Raw genomic sequence first — 19,767 nt, 5'->3', positions numbered from 1 at the left:
CCTACTCTCCGCGTACGAACACGTTTTTCCGCTCTTTCAGAAGATCGTAGAGCATCTCCTGTACGGTGGCGCGGACCTGTTCCTTGAGGCCAGTGACGAGGATTTCGTCTTCCAGGTCTTTTTCGCTGTAGCCCGAGAGGTCGATGGGCTTTCCGAACCGGACGCTCCAGGCGGTGGGAAGAGGTACAAGCCCCAGAGGCCCCAGAAGCGGCCACATGGGCGTGACCGGGAAATAGGAAAACCCGAGAGCCTTCGAGAGCCATCCGCCCCGGCTGATGAGCGGCATGATCTCCTCGGCACCGGTGACGGCCACGGGGACAATGGGTGCCTTTGACCTCACGGCCAGCTTGATGAACCCGCCTCGTCCAAACCGCTGGAGCTGGTAGCGCTGGCGGTAGAGCTTGGCGAGTCCCCTCATGCCTTCGGGGAAGACGCCGACGATCTCGTTCTGGTCCAGCAGCCGGCGGGCATTTTCCTGCGAGGCGCGCACCATCCCGCCGCGGGCGAAGAGCGGGCCCATGAAGAGCGAATTGGAAAAGACGTTATCGATGAGGAATCGGGGGAGCCGCCGTCCCTCGCTGGCACGCAGTATCGCATGCGAGATCATCACCGCGTCGTAGGGCAATGCGCCCGAGTGGTTCGAGACGAGAATGGCCTTTCCCTGATGGGGCACGTTGTCGATGCCGATGGGATTGACCCGGAACCACCGGTCGTAAAGGAAGTCGATGATGGGTTGTATCTGCGTGATGAACGCAGGATCCATGCCGAAATCATCCACGTCGAGCGAACGGTTCCGGAGCTGGAATTCCTCCACCCGCTCGCGCAGGCGGTCGGGCCTCAGGGCGGCGAGCAGGGGTTCTGCAGCCTCCAGCACGCCGGTGATGACGCGATAGCGGACTTGCGGCCGGGCAGGATCGGCAAGACCCGCTGACGCCTCAGTGATTTCATCCATCCGTGCAGCGAGTTCCGAACGGATTTCCCGCTGGGCGGGATCCGAGGCGGTAAGATCCAGAAGGTCCAGCAGTTCGGCCTTCAGGTCGCGGAGCTTTTCCTGCGTGCGTGCGGGCATCGGCTCCGTTACCTTAATGCCGGCCGGGAACAGGGCGGCTTAAGCCGCGGGACCTGCAGCCTGGTCGATCTTCTTGCCGAGCTGGATGAGCTTGGTATCGAGGTCCGAGATCTTCTTGGTCAGGTTTTTTACCTTCTCGGTGAGCTGCTCGTGGTCTTCGCGGGTGGGGAGATTGAGCGCCCGCACAAGATCCTGTGCATTTTCGTCGATGGAGTTTCGTGCCTCGGTGGACAGTTCGAATGCCTTGACGACTGACGAGGTAAACCGCTTGCTCTGCATCAGATCGACGAAAAGCTGGGTGAGCTGTTTTTCATTTTTCTCGCGGATTTCGTCAAACATGTCCTTCAGCGCCATGAATATCTCCTCCGGGGGAACGGCCCCGTCACTCATGTGTCTATAAACCGGGGCGAGGGACGGTTTCAACCGGTTTCTCGGCGGGTTTGGCTTGTCTTTTGGACTCAGCCAGTTTAGACACAGTCTAAATCCAGTCTTTTTACACACCAAGGAGTTTGAAGCATGCCGGGAAAATCGTGGACCCTCACTGCCCTTTCACTGGGAACTGCCGTTCTGGTGCTGGCGCACTGTGCGGGGAAAGACGCCCCACAGGAAGCGGCAAAACCGGCGGTACCGCCAGCGCCACAGGTGAGGCCCCCGGTGACCCAGGGAAAGCCGCTTCGCTGGTTCACGAAGAAGGAACTGGCCGCCATTGCTGCGCGGGATGAGTTTGCGGCGCTGGTGCCATTCGAGCTCCCGCTCGGCCTGCATGACCAGGCGGGAGCAGCTTTCGTTGACCCGGCCCGGCCGATTACGAAGGAAAAGGTTGAGCTGGGTCGCCTGCTCTATTTCGACAAACGTCTTTCGCTGGATAACACGATCTCCTGTGCCACCTGCCATGATCCCAGGCTCGGATGGAGTGACGAGGGGCCGACATCGGTGGGCATCGGCGGCCAGAAGGGAGGCCGGAATGCTCCCACCGTGATGAACACGCTGTTCGTGCAACCGCAGTTCTGGGATGGCCGCGAACCTGATCTGGAAGGTCAGGCCAAGGGCCCGATCACCAACCCCATTGAGATGGGAATGCCTGACCATGCCACGGCCGTGAAGAAGATCGCTGCCATCAAGGGTTACAAGCAGTATTTCGATGCCGCCTATGGGAAGAATGCCAAGGTGACTATCGAGCGAATCGCCGATGCCATCGCCGCCTTCGAACGCACGATCGTGACCGGCAACTCCCCCTTCGATCGCTGGAAGGCGGGAGACGCCTCGGCGATGAACGAGTCGGCAATCCGGGGCGAGAAGCTGTTCCGCGAAAAGGGCCGGTGCACCACCTGCCATGTTGGAGCGGCCTTCAGCGACAACGCCTTCCACAATCTTGGCGTCGGATGCAAAGACGACACCTGCACTGACTGGGGCCGTTATGAGATCAGCAAGGAGGAGAGCGACAGAGGCGCGTTCAAGACGCCCACGCTCCGTAATATCGCGCAGAATCCGCCCTACATGCACGATGGATCTGAAGTGAACCTGCGAACTGTAGTAGATCTCTATAACCGTGGCGGAAACCCCAACAAGTGGCTTTCGCCGCTCATCATTCCGCTGAACCTTACCGGACAGGAAATTGACGACATCGTCGCATTCATGGAGGCACTTACGGGTGAGATCACGCCGGTTGAGGAGCCCGCGAGACTTCCGGAATAGGCCTCATCCGACCCAGGCTTTCATCACCCATCCCAAGGCGGCGCCGCCGGCGATGAGCCAGGTGGAATTGATGTGGAACCGGACCAGTAGGACGATCGACACGGTTGCGATGGCCGCTGTGTAGGGATCGCCCAGCGCTGTACCGGCGAGGGATACCGCGACGGCCAGCATCAGGGCGAGTGAGGCGACTACCACGCCGTCCAGGAAACTGCCCATGAGGCGTGACCCCCGGAGCCTGTGAACCCAGGGGCCAGTGACAGCAACGAAAAAGAAGGCAGGGAGAAAGATCCCCGCAGTGGCTGACAGCGCCGTCAGGAGTGTCCCTGTCCCGGCCTTCGCGCCGAGCACATAACCGATGAAGGTGGCCGTCGTGAACAGGGGACCAGGTGTCAGTTGCCCAATAGCCATGGCATCCAGCAGTTCGTCGCTGGTCATCCAGCCAAGGCGGTTCACCAGTTCATTCTGGATGAAGGCGAACAGTACGTAGCCGCTTCCATAGAGTACGCTTCCGGTCTTGGCGAAGAACCAGAACAGCTTTTCAGGTGTAATGGCGGCGATCGTGGCGGAGCCAGCCATGAGAATTGCCAGCAGGGTGCAGGGAACTGGACTGTTCAGCCGGGAGTCTTGTGAACTTGCCGGCGGCTGTTTGGATCGGAACCCTTCCAGCGCGAGCAGAGCGGTCCCGATCGTGACCAGCAGCAGTATTTCGTTGATGCCTGCGAGGCACATCAGGAACGAAACGGCACCGGCAAGTGCCAGTGTCATGGAGCGGATGGCCGCCCGCCCCATTGCCCAGATTGCCTGCAAGATGACAGCTGCCAGCACCGGTTTTACACCATATAGAATCCATCCGGTTTCAGGCAGATCACCCCAGGTCACGTAGGCAGCCGATAGCCCCAGCACGATCAGGACAGCCGGGATAATGAAGGCAAGACCTGCCACGGCCAGACCGGGCCATCCGGCCCGGTCGTAACCAATGTGGATTGCCATTTCCGTGGAGTTCGGACCGGGGATGAGATTCGTTGCGGCGATGAGGTCCAGAAACCGTCTGTGGGTCATCCAGCCCCGCTGGCGGACTACCTCGTCCTCCATCATGGCAATATGGACGGCCGGACCGCCAAAGGCGGTCGCCCCGAGCCGGAAGAACAGTGCAGCAAGCTCTTTCAGCCGTATGGAGCGGCTGTCGGCATCCAGCGGGCTATCCGGGGGTATGCTTTCCGGGGCACTCATGTCAGGCGACTATAAATGTGGCTGAAACGAAGCGGCCAGCCTTGTGAGGCTGGCCGTTTCGCTTGCTTCATGTCGCGTACTTCAGGCCTTCGCCATGGAGCGTACCTTGTCATCCGGAAGTGTCTGCGGGGCATAGGGGCCCAGCTCCGAGTTGTACTCATAGGCTCCCCGGTAGACAGTAGGGATCTTTTCGAAGTTTCCATGAGCGATGGGCGGCGATGAGGTCTGCCACTCGAGAGTGGTGGATTCCCAGGGGTTATTACCCACCTTCTCGCCACCCTTCAGCGACTTGTAGATATTCCAGAAGAAGATCGCCTGGACCGTACCGAGCGCAATCAAACTGACCGTCATGAACACGTTGATCTCCTGGAGCTGGTAGAGGTGCGGGTAGATCTTCCAGCTGTAGATGCGGCGCTGCATGCCGCCCAGTCCCAGGATGTGCATCGGCATGAACACGAAGTTGTAGAGAATCAGCGTCAGCCAGAAATGCAGCTTGCCAAGCTTCTCGTCCATCTTGCGCCCGAACATCTTCGGAAACCAGAAATAAACCCCGGCGAATACGCCCATCAGCGAGCCGCCGAACAGCACGTAGTGGATGTGCGCGACGATCCAGTAGGTGTCATGGATGTAGAGGTCTACCGGCACGGCGGCCGAGTAGATGCCCGAAAGGCCGCCGATGGCGAACATCCCGACAAAGCCGAGGGCCCAGAGCATCGCCGTCGTGAGACGGAGGGAACCTCCCCAGATCGTGCCGAGCCAGTTGAAGCTTTTCACTGCCGATGGAACCGCAATAAAGAATGTCGTGATGAGGAAGGTCGTCGAGAGTGTTGGGCTCATGCCGGAGGTGAACATGTGGTGACCCCAGACGATGAAGCCGAAACCGGCGATCGAGCAGATCGAATAGATCATCGCCCGGTAGCCGAAGATCGGCTTGCGCGAAAAGACGGCAAGCACGTCGCTCACGATGCCCATCGCCGGAAGAATCATGATGTAAACGGCCGGGTGCGAATAAAACCAGAAGATGTGCTGGAACATCAGCGGCTGGCCGCCGGCGGTATGGACGAAGAAGCTCGCACCGAAGGCCCGGTCCAGAAGCTGCATGGTAAGAGCCGAGGCAAGCACCGGGGTTGCGAACAGCGTCAGGACCGACGTGATGAAGATGGCCCATACAAAGAGCGGCATCCGGAGCAGTGTCATGCCGGGGGCGCGCATCCCCAGGATCGTGGCGAGGTAGTTGATCGCGCCCATGGTCGAGGAGCCACCGAGGATGATCACGGCGAGCACCCAGCCCGTCTGGCCGACGCCTGAATACTGGGCTCCTGCGAGCGGGGGATAGCTGGTCCAGCCGGCGGCGGCAGTACCGCCCGGCAGTACAAGGCCCAGCAGCATGACGAACACGGCCGGGGGAACCAGCCAGTAGGAGAGCATGTTGAGCCGCGGGAAGGCCATGTCCTTGGCACCGATCATGAGCGGAACGACGAAGTTTCCGAAAGCACCCACGAGCGAGGGTATGATGACGCCGAAAATCATGATCGAGGCGTGCATGGTGAGATACTGGTTGTACTTGTCCGGTGTCGAGACGAGCTTGGCAACCAGGCTGCTGTCGGGCCAGGCGAGCTGGAGCCGGATGAGCAGAGCGAATGTGCCTCCCAGCACCACCATGACCATGGTGGTAAAGAGGTACTGGATTCCAATGACCTTGTGGTCGCAGGAGAAGATGTATTTCTCGATGAAGGTCTGCTCGTGGTGGCCTTCGCCGTGGTGTCCGCTGTCGTGCTTGTGATCGCTCATGTGATGTATTCCTGAAAGGGTAAGGTTCTAGAACAGTTCGTCGCTGCCGCCCGATGCCTGTTCGGCCACCCAGGCGTCGTATTCCTCGCCGGTTACCACCTCAAGCCGTCCGGCCATCCGGTAGTGCCCGTTGCCGCACAGTTCGGCGCACACGATCGGGTAGAGGCCTGTCTTGTTCGGCCTGATCCAGATGCGGTTCACATGCCCTGGCATGGCATCCTGCTTGATCCGGAACTCCGGTACCCAGAAGGAATGGATCACGTCGAGCGAGGTGATCTCAAAGACGGTCGTGCGATCTACCGGGATCTTGAGCGGGGTAAGGTTGTCGTATCCCGAGATAAACTCCTTGGGGAAATGGCGGTCCGGTTCTGCCGTCTCGGTAGAATGCATGCCGGTATCAACGATTGGGCGGCTCGCCTCATCAATTTGTTCCCCGCTGCTCTCGGTAATCTCGAAGTTCCAGTTGAACTGGCGGGCCGTCACCTTGATCCGGACATCCGGCTTTTCGGGAATGGCGCGGATTTCGGCATTCAGGAGGTTCTCGCTCCACACCGCCAGCACGATCAGGATCAGCACCGGAATACCGGTCCATATAGCTTCCAGCTTGTTGGATCCGTGGGTATAGACCGGCTTGCGGCCATCGCCCATATCGCGGTACTTGAGGATGAACCAGACCAGCACCACTTCGACACCGATAAAGACGATCATGGTGATCCAGATAATCACCCACATCAGCAGATCGATCTTGTCGGAGGTCTCGGTGATCGAAATAGGGATTAGGTATTCCCAGGAGCAGCCGGTCAGGGTCGCGGCAAGGGCCGCCAGCGCCAGTCCGGTGAGAACGCGCGGTTTCATCAACTTTCCTCTTTCCCTCGTGTCGCAGGGACACCCGGCAGCCCCGGGGACATGACCTGCGTCAGCCCGGAATCCGCCCAGCCACCCGTGCAGCGCCCGCACTCGTAATCCCCGGCAGGTTGCCCTGTCAAGCCGATCCGGCAAGTCCCCCGCCGGTCATGCCCCACCGGGGCGGGTGGAGGAACAACCCTGCTGATTTACATGGGATTCGGACTTAAAGAGGAGAGGATGTCTGGGTTGAAAACCTGCCGACTGTATACATCTGGGAGAGAGATGCCCTTACGCGCCCCGCAGCGCCTCGGCGATGACAGGAAAGAGCGTCTTGAAAGGGTCAATGTCAGGCCGGTGTTTGTAGAACAGGCCGCCCAAGGTCATCAGTGCCCGGCCCACCATCACCGCCTCGGCGGGGATGCGCGTCACGGGGTCGTCCAGAAGCACTCCGGCCATCTCCTCGGCCTGCCCTATCATCTTTTCCGTGTCCCACATGGATGATTTTCCCGCCATGAGTCCCGACAGGAGATCGCGCACGGGTTTCACCAGATGCCCGAGATCGCCCGACCGGGTGCGGAATCCCAGTTCGCCGATGATGCGGGCCGCCTCGTCATCCTTGCCGCCGGCGAATGCCTGCATCACACGGGCGAGATTCTGACGGAACTCGCCGGGGATTTCGCGGGCACAGCCAAAATCGAGAAGGACAAGGGTGCCATCTTCCTTGACGAGGAAATTCCCCGGATGCGTGTCGGGTTGGAAGAACCCCCACAGGAGTATCTGCCGGGCGTAGACATCGACCATCTTTGACAGCAGGCTGTTGATCGCTGTCCGGTCGCTGCGGGCTGCCATTGCATCCACGGCGAGATCAATCCGGTCGCCACGGTGGAACTCCGTCACGAGCACGTCCTCACCGCACCATTCGGCGACGACTGGAGGTACGACGACGCCTGTCATCCCGCGTGTGAGCTCCACGGCGCGGCCGATCGATTCCATCTCTGCGGGGAAATCCACTTCCTTCATCACCTGGGTTTCTATCTCGTCGATGACCGGGTCCAGTTCCACGTCGGGAAGATAGGCGGCCAGCGAACCAATCACGCGGCGCAGATTGGCCATATCGTGCCGGAGCACCTGCTCGATCCCGGGACGGCGGACCTTGACAGCTACTTCGCGCCCGTCGGCCAGCACCGCCCGGTGGACCTGCGCGATCGATGCCGCCCCGCAGGGAACCGGATCCAGAACGACGGTAGCGAGCCGCTCGGCACCCCAGTTCCGCTCCAGCACCTCGCGGACAGTGGCTTCGTCCAGCGGTACCACACGGTCCTGGAGCTTCGACAGTTCATCGGTGATCGCCTTGGGGAGGATATCCATGCGGGCCGAGAGCATCTGGCCCACCTTGATCATTCCACCCTGAAGCTTTTCGGCCATCTTCACCAGCTTCCGGGCGGTCTGGATGTGCAGTTTTTCGAGCTTCGCCTCGTAGGCTTCCCTACGCATGAAGGCACCGGTAATGGACGCGAGCCGGTAGGAAAGAATCACCCCTGACACGACACGGGAGATTTCAAGCAGCCGGCCAAGCTCCGCTTCGAGGTTCTCGCGCCGGCTGTTCAGTTCGCGCAGGTTCGACCGGGCTTCTGTGTAGCTGAGGGAAAACTCGCTCATCATTTCTTCGTAGATGGCGCGCAGTTCCCAAGCTGTCTCCTCGATCGCGGTGAGTAGCATTTCGGCCGCGGCCACCCATCGGGCCATGCCACGCTGGCGCGTGAACACCTGCCGGGCCCGGGTGCCGTTAGTACCGCCGCGACGGCTTCGGCCATGGTTTTTGGGGGAGGCTGCCTGGCGATCCATGTTGCCTTGATCGCTGGTTTCTGTCCTGGCGGTTTCTGCGTGCATGGGAACATCCTTCCGCCGCGGCATGCGGCGTATGATTTTGTAATACAATAAATGACGCGATGTTTCCTGTCAAGCCAGGAAATCCGGAGAGAGCCGGGCCCGGTTGCGGGCTGGCCATCCTTAGGGGAGGGGAAAGACCCCCTTTCACACTATTACGATCAGCCCATTTGCTACCATATGGAAGACCAGTGGAGCGGCCAGAGTTCCGGTCCTTCGACGCAGAACTCCCATCACAAGAGCAGGGAAAAAGGTCATTAGACCGGCGGGATTGGCGAAGGACAGGGCATGCACGAGGCCGAACAGGGCTGCCTGGACGGTAATGGCACCCCACGGGCTCCAGGAACTGTCTTCGAGACGGGCCTGAAGGTAGCCCCTGAAAAACAGCTCTTCGGCGAGCGGGTAAAGAACGATTAGGGCGAGAGCATGGGTGGTGACGATCCGCGTAAAGTCCGGCGTTCCGGGCTGGCCAACCCAGGGAATTCCACCTGGGACCACGCTCCACAAGAGGTAAAAGCCAGTGCAGATCAGCATCGCGGCGATGAGCCCCGTGCCGGCGCCTTTCCAGGCGAGGGCCCTGTCTCCGGCCATTCTTGCAAAAGTGATCCTGCCCTGCCGCTCATGCCAGAGGGGCGCATAGAGCAGCAGTGCATAGCCCGCTATCGAGGCGACAGGACCAAGCGGCAGGACATTTCCCATTGCGTACGTCCCGCAGAGAAGAAGGACGGTCAGGGCGGCATCGCGGGGAAAGCGGTTCATTCGGATGGATCCGCCCGGTATTTAACCCGCCGGGCAGCAAAGGTGTAGACTGGACGTTTTGGGGGCTTTGGGGGTAACAGGACGGCCGATGTCTGACGTTGACGAGAACAACAAGCCCCCAGATAGTGAGTTGCCGGACGAGGCACCTCAAAAGCGTCTTGACCTGACTCTTTCCGACGACAGTTCCGGCTGGCTGGCTGACCCGGCGCCTACGTCCGACCGTCCGGAAGAGGAGCATCCGCCGGAGGACGAAGACCTCCCCCCTGCCCAGGAGCCGGACCTGGTCGGGGATCTACCTGACCCGAATAAACTCCGGCGCCGGGAACTCCTTTATTACCTGCTGGCTGCGCTGATCCTGCTTGTGCTCACGGGGGGCGGGATTGCGGGGTTTGTCTATGCCGAGATGGCCCGCGATCTGCCGAAACTGGACAAGCTGTCATCTTACCGGCCTGACCTGTCGGTCGAAGTCGAGGACCGGAACGGGCAGGTGGTCTGGGAGTTCTGGAAGGAGCGGCGCAAGCTCGTCCCCTACGAGGAGATTCCCCGCGTTGTGGTGGATGCGTTCCGTGCGGCCGAGGATTCGTCGTTTTTCGAACATGGCGGTATCGACATGGTGGCCATCGCCCGTGCCGCCATCAAGAACTTCATGGCTGGCGAAGTGAAGCAAGGTGCATCCACCATCACACAGCAGGTGGCCAAGACATTCCTCCTCACGAGCGAGCGCCGGTATGAACGCAAGATCAAGGAGGCGATCCTCGCCTACCGGATCGAGAAGAATTTCACCAAGGAGGAAATCCTCTACCTTTATCTGAACCAGATATTTCTCGGGAATGGTTCCTATGGCGTGAAGGTGGCGGCTGAAACCTACTTCCGGAAAACCCTGCCGGAAGTAACGGTAGCCGAGGCAGCAATGCTGGCGGGACTTCCCAAGGCGCCTTCGACGCTCAATCCGGTGATAAACTTCGCGGGAGCCACCGAACGGCAGCGGTATGTACTCCAGCAGATGCTCGTTAACCGTATGATCACACAGGACGAGTACCAGCAGGCACTGGATGAACAGGTGGTTGTCTATCCGCAGCCGAAATTCCATTCCGAATCGCCGCATCTTTCCTATCCAATGGAAGAACTTCGCCTCGAACTGATACGCCGGATGGGCGAGGAGGAACTGTTCCAGTCGGGTATCAAGGTCCGGTCGACGATTGACGGACAGATGCAGAAGCACGCGTGGGAAGTGCTCCGGCGGGGCATCGAGAACGCCGACAAGCTTTCTGGCTGGCGCGGGCCGCTACGCAAGGCGCCGAAAGAGGAGTTCATGCCTGCAGTCGCGGAACTGGCAAGGCAAAACCGTCTCGATGCTGCCGAAACGCGTCCGCGCATCGGGGAACGTTATCAGGGGCTCGTGCTGAAGACCGGAGATTTCAGGCGTAAAACCGGCCGCACCTCCACGGATGCCGGCAAGGGTGCTCTCGTGGCACTGTCGCCACACCATGCAGGCATAATCGCGCTCGCTGATATGGAATGGGCACGTCAGCCCAATCCTAACGTCTCGCCCGCCAAGTCCACGATCAAGGATCCGGCGCAAGCGGTCTCGGCCGGGGACGTCATTAACGTAAAAATCATCGATGCCGAAGCGGCGGAGTTCGTGATGCCGGGCAGACCGGAGGAGATGCCGGAGCCGGTATTTCCGCTTTCGCTTGAACAGGAGCCGGAAATTCAGGGTGCGCTGATCGCGCTTGACCCTTTCAATGGGGACATCCTGGCGATGGTGGGAGGCTACAGCTTCGAAAAAAGCCCGTTCAACCGCACCACACAGGCGCTCCGTCAGCCGGGCAGCGCCTTCAAGCCATTCATATACGCGCAGGCAATCGAGAGCGGATATACCCAGGTCACGAAGATGTTTGATACGGCCGTGGTGCTTCCCGGCGCACGGCACGACGAGTTGTGGATGCCCAAGAACCACGACGACGCTTTCATGGGTGAGATCACGCTTCGCAAGGCACTTGCCCTGTCGGTTAATACGATTGCCGTGAAACTGGTGCTGGACGAGCGAGTGAGTGTCGCCCGGTCGGCCGAGTTCGTGAAACGTGCCGGCATGCAGTCGGAAATGCCGGCTGACTACACACTGGCGCTGGGATCAGCACCAGTGACACTGCTGGAGATGGTGCGTGGACTGGCCATTTTCCCGAATGGCGGGCAGCGTATCGGTAGCCGTCTCCTGACGGGTGCCAACGGCCCCGATGGCTTGCCCCTGTTCCGGGTGGAAGTGGAAAAGGCAGTGAACGAAAAGGCCGGTGAAACCGCTCCCAACCGGATTATCAGCCCCACGACGGCCTACATCATGACTTCCATGCTTTCGGCGGTCATTACCGAGGGCACGGGTGGCCGGGCTGCCCGTATTGGCCGCCCGGCCGGAGGCAAGACGGGTACTTCCAGTGACAACCGTGACGCCTGGTTTGTCGGGTTTGACTCGAAACTCGTGGCCGGTGTCTGGATGGGTTACGACGACAACCGTTCGCTGGGACGCTATGCATCGGGCGGCCTGCTGTCTGCTCCAACCTGGCTGGAGTTTATGCTTCCGCTCGCTCCAGAGGATCCGGCTGACGAGCAGTTTCCCATTCCGTCCGATATCGTGCTCGTTCGTATTGACCCCTCCACGGGAGACCGGATCGCGGATCCCTATCTCGATGAGTATTACACTTCTGGCGGCACTGGATTGCCTCCACCGGTTCCGAAACCTCCCAGAGGCGCTCCGCCTCTCCCGGTTCTTCCGGGCGTGGTGATGCCGTTTGTCCGGGGCACAGAGCCGTCACCCCCGGCCGAAAGTGGAGACCGGTTCCAGGGAGGTGTGGGCCCCTCGCTTTATGGCGACCTGGAGCCCGAAGATGACGGTCAGTCGCCGCACATGCCGGAGGCACCCCCGACCCATGTTACCGGAGACCCTGATTTGCCCAGGGACTGAAGAAGACCGGGGGACATCCCTTGTTGGCGCTTTCCCGTATCCCGGGACCGGGGTATAACAGCAGGCGTGGCGGCCCTAGCGCTTACCGATTCGTTCCAGCGCCGGATCCGGTATCTGAGGATATCGGTAACGGACCGCTGTAACTTGCGCTGCACCTACTGCATGCCGGAGGAAGGCCTCGACTGGAAACCGCGGCATGAACTGCTTTCCTATGAGGAATGGATACGGATTGTCCGTGCCATGGTGCCGCTTGGTATCGAAAAAATACGGGTGACAGGCGGTGAGCCGCTGGTTCGTAGCGGTATTGTTGGGTTTCTGGGGATGCTTACGGCCATTGATGGCCTGAAGGATGTGACGCTCACTACCAATGGCATCCTGCTGGCCGGCCTTGCCGATGGAATCCGCGAGGCCGGTGTCCGGCGCATCAACGTGAGCCTGGATACCTTCCGCCCGGAAACTTTCATCAGGATCAGCAAGCGGGACGACCACCACCGCGTAATGGAAGGCATTCGTGCTGCCCGGGAGGCAGGATTCAATCCGCTCAAAATAAACTGTGTCGTGCTGCCCGGCGTGAATGATGACGAGGTGCTGGACTTCGTGGAGTGGACGACCCGCGAACCCGTGATCGTGCGTTTTATCGAGAACATGCCTCTCTCAGGACAGTATGACGGCGTGGAAACCCTTGGAGATACGATCCCGTCATCCGAACTCGTCCGCCGGATCCGTCTTGAGTATCCGTTCGATCTCGTTACTGACGAGGCGGGTTCCAAGGGAAACAACGGGCTTTATGCTGTGAAGGGTGCGCCGGGTCGGGTGGAGTTCATCTCCGCGGTGAGCCACAGTTTCTGCGAACATTGCGACCGCTTGCGCCTGACCGCCGAGGGACAGCTCCGCTGGTGCCTTTTTGACAACGCCGAGTGCGACCTCCGGGCCATTGTCCGGGATCCGGGAAAAGCGGATGAAGATATAGTCAACGTTTTCCGCCGCATTATCCGTGAAAAGCCGGAAGCACACCTCATTGGCCAGTACGCCACAGCCCCCTCCAGCCGTTTCATGTCGGCGATTGGGGGGTAAAAGGATTCTCGCGGCCCGCCACGCTTCGCCACGGCTCACCACGCCTCCTCAACTTTTCTGTGGGAGTGGTTATACTAGAGCTGACGGCATCGCCTGAATGACCCAACACGCTGAAATAACTAGAGAAAATGAGGGTATGGCTCGGCCTGGACCCGACCGGATCCGGTCCGGGGTGCTTCAGGACGGGGCGTTCCGTTTTGCCGTGGCCCGTCTGAACGATTCGGTTACCCGTGCCTGCCTCCTGCATCAGCTGGATGGCGTACGGGCCGAAGTCTTGGGCGAGGCACTCGTGAGCACGGCACTGCTCGCCACTCCTTCAAAAGCGGAAGAAAAGTACACGCTTTCCATCTATGGCCGTGGCCTCATCCGTTCGCTCAATGCCGACTGCGACCACCGCGGCCACCTGCGCGGCTATCTCCGGACGGCACCCGAAAACGAATGGCCCACTGCCGTCACGGCGGCGAACCTGATGGCTCCGCCGGGAATCATTCAGGTGACCCGATCGCTGCCGGACCGTGTGGTTTATCAGGGAATAACAGAGTTTCGGCTCGGGGCCATCGGGGCTGACGTCGCGCTGCATCTTTCGACTTCCGATCAGGTGGAAACCGAAATCCGCACTGCCGTTACCGGAGCGCCGGGCCGGTATGCGGCGGCCGGACTTTCCATCCAGGCGCTGCCGGGGACCGACCTCGATCTCTTTGTGCCCATTCGCGCCGCTCTCGATGCCGCCGAACGGGAAGGCAGGGCCTGCATGGACCGGCCGGAGGAGTTCATCGAGTCGGTGCTGGGACCATTTGGTCCGCACCTGCTGGGCAACCAGGCGGTACATTACCGCTGCAACTGCTCCCGGGAGCGCGTGCTCAACATTTTCCGGCAGATGAGTCCTGCGGACATCTCGGGCCTCACCGAGCCGGATGGTTCGGCAGTAGCAACCTGTCACTGGTGCAATGCCGAATATGCCTTCCCGCCGGACGAGATGGCGCTGATTATCGGCGGCGGGGCGGAAGGGGGCCGTCCGGACTGATGCCACCCGAATCACCGATGCCTGATGTCATCAACTTCGATCTCGACGGAACGATCCTCAACGTCGAGAGCCGGTTTCGCCGGGCGCTCAACGCCGCCCGTGCCATCGAAGGTCTTTCACCGATGGAAGTAGCCGATTTTCATGTCCGTTACCGTTCAGGCGGACTTTCCAGTGATGTTCGCCCGGAACGGATCGAGCCGTTCTGGCGGACGTTCCTGGACCGGTTCTGCTTCGACCCCGGTGAAACCCTCGGCGAGCCGTATCCTGGTGTTTTCGACGCACTGGACAGGATACGTGCAGCCGGAATCCGCACGGCGATCATCACCAACCGCTCAGCTCCGAGTGATCATGTGGCGGAAGAACTGGACCGCCTCGGTATCCGGGGCCACTTCGACCTGGTGCTCTCGCAGGGGAGTTTCAATTTCCGGCAGGTGGGCGGATCCTGGTGCAAATCTTCGATGATCCTGCACGCAGCAGAATCATTCGCGGTCGGTCCGAACCGGATGGCAATGGTGGGGGATCTCTCGGTCGATATCACCAGTGCCCGTACGGCCGGATGCGGCTGGGCCGTTGCCGTGCGGAGTGGAGGCTCTCCAGCTCACGAACTCGAACGCGTGGGGCCTGATGCCATCGTAGATTCGGTTGCCGATCTGATTGACCATTTCGGGCTGTAACGGCACGTTTCTGTTTCACTTCGGTACCGCCAGCATTCGCGGCAGGTTCCAATTGCAACATAACTATCTGTTTTTACTTGACCTCTCCCGTGCCTGGCGGTCTAACATGGGTTGGTAACACGTTAAAAGTACCGGGGATTGTGGGTAAGGGAATTTCCGCGCTGTGACCCGAATAGTGCTGCTTCAGACGGATCTGGCGATTGACCGGCCGGGTGTTGATCTGGTCCGGTGCAGCCTTGCTGCGGCTGACAAGGACTCCCTGCTCCGCGAATTCGCTGACGGCGGTCTTTTTCTCTGCGACATGAATCTCCTCCGGGAGGATTCCTACAAGACACTGATCGACCTGCGGAATGATATCGACGCGGCTGTCCGCAAGGGCGCTGGACTCGTTTGTCTGACTACGCGGCCCAGTATCCGTACGTCAGGTGGCAACAAGAATGTCTATCAGTGGATTCCGGCTCTTGGGGAGCGGCTCGGCGTCCAGGACGACCTGGTGACGAAGGTTGTTGCCGGTTCTGATGGCGGTGGGCCAGTTTTAGCTGACCCCGTGCTGACAACCCTTTTTTCTACCTGTGCATTTGATGCAAAGACGCTTGATGGCTGTACGCCATTCCTTGTGTCCGAGGACCAGACACCGGTAGGGATTCACTGCCCGGTTGGAAACGGCTTCGTCACTCTGCTTCCCCAGTCGGAAGACAAAAAGAACCTTCTGGTTGCGGTCGTGGACTGGGCTCTCGCACATCCATCTGCCGGTATTACTTCTGCAGGTGCGGCCGAACCGCCTTCCGGCACAGAACTGGAAACCGAAACAGTGGCTGATGCCAGTGATGCGCTGGATCTGGGCGCGCTGGAAACCGGAAATGTGGAAGCACCGTCCGGAGAAACAGCCACAGAAGCTGTGGCCGATGGTGCAGATGCCGGTGATCTCGACGTGATGGATCTGGGAACTGCTGAAGCTGGACCGTCTCTGGGCTCTCCATCGGCCGAGTTCGACGTATCTCCGGAAGATCCGGTGCTCGACGCGGCATCTGCGCTGGCAAGCGAAGAGGCAGACGGCGACAGGCCAGGTAATATCCCGGATGATGATCCGTTCGCCCGGCGCCTTGCTGCCGAGAGCCCGGCTGCTGCCATGCCGCCTGCTACCGCTTCGCAGGCGGAAAAAACACCCGGTCCCCCCGCACCAGCCTCGCCGCTGGACGGTCTCGATGAGTCTGGCGAGTTCGACAAGACCTTCAACCTGTCCGAGAGCGATCCATTTGGCAGTGACGTATTGGACGGTGCCGCTCCTGATGCCGACAGTTCCGGTATTGAAGCGGATACAGCGGTCGTTCCGGACCCGGCTGCCGATGCCACGGTCTTTGCATCACGGGACACACCGAAACCGGTTTCGCAGCCGCCCGCCGATGCGGATCCGGAGCCGTTGATGGAAGCCGCATCTGACGAGGGCGGACATCCCCCTTGGCTGGACGCGCTTCACGGGACGTTGCCTGGGCTAGGGGAGATACTGGAACGGCAAGCCGGTATCCGTGACGAAATCTCCAGACTGGAGGAGGAATACTCCACTCTTCAGGGCCGGCGCTCCAAGGCCGACTCATGGACACCGCTTGTGGCGGGTTCTCCCGAGAGTTTTCACCGGGCTGTCCGGAACTTCTTTACCACCATCCTGAGCAGTTCGACCGAGATTACCGGACAGGGGCTCATTCTTGCTGATGCCGGTATTGGAAAGTTTCTGGTTCTGGCCGTCACCAAGACCGGTACCGTCAAGTCAGACGCCGGTCGGCTGCTGTTGCATGCCCTGGCTGACGCCGATGTGCAGACCAAGGGAGTCATCGTCGTCAATCAGGAACGGGACAAGAGCGCACTGGAACGGTCGCCGATCGACACCGGCCTGGCTGATCTGGCCAAGGCGAGGGGCTTTGTGGTCTTGCCGTCCATCCTGCTCTATCGGGCCGCCGTGCAGCATGCGCTCGACAATGATCCGCCCAATGCAATCGACATCATCCAGCTCATTCATTCAGGTTCCGGGCTGATCACGATTCTTCGATAAAAAGGAACCGGCCATGCGGTCAGACGTCTGCCGTACGGACCCAGCCATCCATGAGGGCAATGAGGCCGGGGGTGAGGTTCCGTACGGTTCCGCGCAGGTTGACCGGATTCATCCAGGAGAAGGGATTGAGCAGGCGCCGGGGATCGAGGAGCCGGCAGTCGAGCTGGCTCACCTCGACAGTGAAGGCGGTTGTCCCAAACCGTGCTTCCAGCCAGTCGTCGAGATCGCCCGTTACGGGATACAGATGGCTGGCCTGGAGAATCTTGTAGGGTGTGTGACGGACACTCTCCACGAATGACTGTGTGATACGGCGGTAGTACCCGCGCCGGGGGCTGGGCCGCCGCGTATGGCCCCACGGATAAAGCAGCATATTGCCGAAACTGTGAAAGCCAAGAGAAAGGGCCGGGTGGACCTCCTTTGCTACCTTCACCAGGGTATGCGTTTCCGGCTCTGACCCCGGATGAGGGCCTGCGTAATATGGCGACCAGCGAACAGCCGACCCAGAAAAGGGATGCAGGAGGTGGCACTGCCCGATTACCGGAAAATTACGATTCAGGTCCACACCGCGGCGGTTCCACCGCTGCCAGGCACGCTCGCCGGCCATCAGCTTCCCGGTATTGGCGGCCAGTGCGTCGGGGTTCATCACCGGCAGGATGACAAGCCGGACCTGATCCAAGACGGGCCGGGCACTATCCGGAAGCGCCAGTGTTTCCACCAGGTGAAAGAGGGCTTCCGAGCCGATCAGTTCGTTGCCGTGGATAAGGGCCGTGAGGAGGACTGAGGGCTGGTCATCCGTGCCGAGATCAAACCGCCAGAGGGGCCGTCCCTCGACGGAATGGCCCGCGACTGATTCGGTTGCGCCAACACGGCAGGCGAGCGCCCGCCAGGCTTCTTCCAGCGCGCCACCTTCGCGGTAGGGCCCAAAATGCCGGGGTATGACGTTTCCCATCGCCGTTACCCATTAATGACGGCGGAGTGACGGGGTTGCAACAGAAAAGCAAAAACAGGCGAAAATGTTACAAGTTGTCCGGTTACTGGACAGCCTACTTCACGACCAGCACGTCCACGCGGGACCGCAGCAGCATCTGCTCGGTCACTGACCCCAGGAATGCGCGCCCTACGGGGCCCAGCCCCCGTGGCCCCATGATGATGGTCCCTGCGTGCAGGATTTCGGCGTGGCTGTTCAGGGTTTCGATCACCGGCCCGAACACGGCATGGTGGGTGTCGGCCTTGTTCGCGCCGAGCACCTCGATTTCGAACTTGAGGAGCCGCTCGCGTTCGGCCTGGACCAGCTCTTTTACCGCCTCGTCATCGTGAATCTCCATGGCGAGCTTCTGGATGTATGGCAGATAGGGGTTCTCGATCGCGCTGATGATGGAGAGCTTGGCGCCGTTCAGTACCGCCAGCCGGTGGGCTTCCTCAAGCGCTTTTCGCGACGGCGGGCTTCGGTCAACCGCGCAGAGCACCCGGCGGGGCGGTCTGCCCGTGCCCGTGGTCTTGACGACATAGACGTGGCAGGTGCTTTCGCGGGCGACACGTTGCGCTGTGCGGCCGATAAACGCCTCCTTGATCCCGCCGTGCCCCTGGCCGCCGATCATGACGGCGGCGGCACTGAATGTAGTCGATGCTTCCAGAATCAGATCGGCCGGTCTGCCGCGGAGTACCTTGATGATCGGATGGATCTTGCACGAATCGGGGTCGAACATGTCCGCCCGGACCCGGTCGATATCCGCCTGGAGATAGCTGTGAATGGCGGCTTCAGTCGGCACATGCGAGCGCGAAAGCACATTTTCGTACAGGGCTTCGTCGATCACGTGGAGCATTTCCACCTCGGCGTCGCCGCCGAAAGGATACCCCTGCATGGCAAGCGAGAGCGCCCGGCGCGAGAAATGGGAGAAGTCGTAGGGGATCAGCACTCGTTTCATGACAGGAAGCCTTTCATGGCGGCGCTCCGCCGGGAATGATGAAGGTCAGGAGCTTGGACGGCAGTCTACCCGGCCAGATGTTCGGCGAAAAATGCCTTGGTCTTTTCCCAGGCTTCCTGTCCGGCGCGGGTATTGCGGTCCACACTGCGGAGGCCGTGCTTCGCGCCGGGGTAGAGGTGATAGTCGAGCTTGTCGCCAAGGAGGTCGCGCAATGCCTCTTGCCGGGCCTTGGGGCAGAACAGGTCGTTTGTGACATAGTGGCCCTGGATCGTGTGCTGGACCTGGGCGGCGGCCCTTGGGCTGACGCCGGCTCCCGCGAGCCCGAGGCTGTGGTGAAAGATTACCGGGGCCTTCAGTTCCGGACGGCGGGCCAGATGCAGGATGAAACCGCCGGTGAGGCACATGCCCACGGCACCGATCCGCTCCCGGTCAATGCAGGGGAGCGTTTCCAGGTAGTCCAGCACATGAAACAGCTCCTGGAGCGCGGGGTTGCCAGAGCGATTCTTCATGCCGGCCTCGGTGATGAACTGGCGGATGCAGTAGCGGGCGGCTCCCGTTTCGGAATACAGGTCCGGCACGAGAACGCCATAACCGAGGCCCGCCAGTTCCTTTGCATCTTCCTTTATCTGGCTGGTGACGCCGAACGCCTCATGCAGTAACAGGATACCGGGAACCGGGTGCTTGCCGCTGGCGATATCCGGCCTGAACAGCGTGGCGTCGATAAACCGCCCGTACACGGCGATCCGGTGGTCTTCGGCTTTGACGGCGGCCTTCATGCGGGAAGGCA

General features: G+C 60.5%; 16 protein-coding genes. 6 read left to right on the top strand and 10 right to left on the bottom strand.

Going from position 1 to position 19,767, the window contains the following annotated elements; genetic code table 11:
- Position 1: 1 nt before the first annotated feature.
- Positions 2-1,069, bottom strand: coding sequence for an acyltransferase family protein (locus tag KIT79_11540; GenBank protein ID MCW5829934.1), 1,068 nt, complete (start codon positions 1,067-1,069; stop codon positions 2-4).
- 39 nt (positions 1,070-1,108) lie between these two features.
- On the bottom strand, positions 1,109-1,459 hold the full coding sequence (locus KIT79_11535; GenBank protein ID MCW5829933.1) for a hypothetical protein: 351 nt from the start codon (positions 1,457-1,459) through the stop codon (positions 1,109-1,111).
- Between the two features lie 126 nt (positions 1,460-1,585).
- On the opposite strand from KIT79_11535, the gene KIT79_11530 reads away from it, so the two are divergent.
- Complete coding sequence (locus KIT79_11530; GenBank protein MCW5829932.1) at positions 1,586-2,764, top strand: c-type cytochrome; 1,179 nt, start codon at positions 1,586-1,588, stop codon at positions 2,762-2,764.
- A gap of 3 nt (positions 2,765-2,767) precedes the next feature.
- On the opposite strand, the gene chrA is transcribed toward KIT79_11530, so the two are convergent.
- The 5 genes from chrA to KIT79_11505 form a co-directional block, all read right to left on the bottom strand.
- Positions 2,768-3,994, bottom strand: a complete 1,227-nt coding sequence (gene chrA, locus KIT79_11525; GenBank protein MCW5829931.1) for a chromate efflux transporter — start codon at positions 3,992-3,994, stop codon at positions 2,768-2,770.
- Between the two features lie 81 nt (positions 3,995-4,075).
- Positions 4,076-5,785, bottom strand: coding sequence for a cbb3-type cytochrome c oxidase subunit I (locus tag KIT79_11520; GenBank protein MCW5829930.1), 1,710 nt, complete (start codon positions 5,783-5,785; stop codon positions 4,076-4,078).
- 27 nt (positions 5,786-5,812) lie between these two features.
- Positions 5,813-6,640, bottom strand: a complete 828-nt coding sequence (coxB, locus tag KIT79_11515) for a cytochrome c oxidase subunit II (protein MCW5829929.1) — start codon at positions 6,638-6,640, stop codon at positions 5,813-5,815.
- Between the two features lie 279 nt (positions 6,641-6,919).
- Positions 6,920-8,521 (bottom strand): AarF/ABC1/UbiB kinase family protein, encoded by a 1,602-nt coding sequence (locus tag KIT79_11510; GenBank protein MCW5829928.1) that lies wholly within the window; start codon positions 8,519-8,521, stop codon positions 6,920-6,922.
- Between the two features lie 144 nt (positions 8,522-8,665).
- Positions 8,666-9,277 carry a CPBP family intramembrane metalloprotease gene (locus KIT79_11505; GenBank protein MCW5829927.1) on the bottom strand — a complete coding sequence of 204 codons (612 nt, stop codon included), beginning with the start codon at positions 9,275-9,277 and terminating at the stop codon, positions 8,666-8,668.
- A gap of 88 nt (positions 9,278-9,365) precedes the next feature.
- On the opposite strand from KIT79_11505, the gene KIT79_11500 reads away from it, so the two are divergent.
- From KIT79_11500 to KIT79_11480, 5 genes are all read left to right on the top strand, one after another.
- Positions 9,366-12,236 (top strand): PBP1A family penicillin-binding protein, encoded by a 2,871-nt coding sequence (locus KIT79_11500; protein MCW5829926.1) that lies wholly within the window; start codon positions 9,366-9,368, stop codon positions 12,234-12,236.
- A gap of 66 nt (positions 12,237-12,302) precedes the next feature.
- Positions 12,303-13,310 (top strand): GTP 3',8-cyclase MoaA, encoded by a 1,008-nt coding sequence (gene moaA / locus KIT79_11495; protein ID MCW5829925.1) that lies wholly within the window; start codon positions 12,303-12,305, stop codon positions 13,308-13,310.
- Between the two features lie 136 nt (positions 13,311-13,446).
- Positions 13,447-14,334 (top strand): Hsp33 family molecular chaperone HslO, encoded by an 888-nt coding sequence (locus tag KIT79_11490; protein ID MCW5829924.1) that lies wholly within the window; start codon positions 13,447-13,449, stop codon positions 14,332-14,334.
- Positions 14,334-15,008 carry an HAD family hydrolase gene (locus KIT79_11485; GenBank protein ID MCW5829923.1) on the top strand — a complete coding sequence of 225 codons (675 nt, stop codon included), beginning with the start codon at positions 14,334-14,336 and terminating at the stop codon, positions 15,006-15,008. Before KIT79_11490 ends, KIT79_11485 begins: the two co-directional genes overlap by 1 nt.
- Before the next feature lie 163 nt (positions 15,009-15,171).
- On the top strand, positions 15,172-17,055 hold the full coding sequence (locus tag KIT79_11480; GenBank protein MCW5829922.1) for a hypothetical protein: 1,884 nt from the start codon (positions 15,172-15,174) through the stop codon (positions 17,053-17,055).
- Between the two features lie 19 nt (positions 17,056-17,074).
- Here the strand turns inward: KIT79_11480 and KIT79_11475 are convergent, their stop codons facing one another.
- The 3 genes from KIT79_11475 to KIT79_11465 all read right to left on the bottom strand — a co-directional run bounded on the left by KIT79_11475 (position 17,075) and on the right by KIT79_11465 (position 19,756).
- Positions 17,075-18,004: a succinylglutamate desuccinylase/aspartoacylase family protein gene (locus KIT79_11475; GenBank protein MCW5829921.1), complete on the bottom strand. Its 930-nt coding sequence runs from the start codon at positions 18,002-18,004 to the stop codon at positions 17,075-17,077.
- A 94-nt stretch (positions 18,005-18,098) separates the two neighbouring features.
- The gene (locus KIT79_11470) at positions 18,099-18,980 is read right to left on the bottom strand and encodes a universal stress protein (protein MCW5829920.1); all 882 of its coding nucleotides are present in this window, start codon (positions 18,978-18,980) and stop codon (positions 18,099-18,101) included.
- Positions 18,981-19,045: 65 nt separating this feature from the next.
- On the bottom strand, positions 19,046-19,756 hold the full coding sequence (locus KIT79_11465) for a dienelactone hydrolase family protein (GenBank protein MCW5829919.1): 711 nt from the start codon (positions 19,754-19,756) through the stop codon (positions 19,046-19,048).
- Positions 19,757-19,767: the final 11 nt, after the last annotated feature.

This window comes from Deltaproteobacteria bacterium (assembly GCA_026129095.1).
In the GTDB taxonomy this organism is placed as follows: Bacteria; JAGRBM01; JAGRBM01; order JAGRBM01; family JAHCIT01; genus JAHCIT01.
Note: the sequence above shows the minus strand (reverse complement) of the source record. Positions and strands in the feature narration are given on the sequence as shown.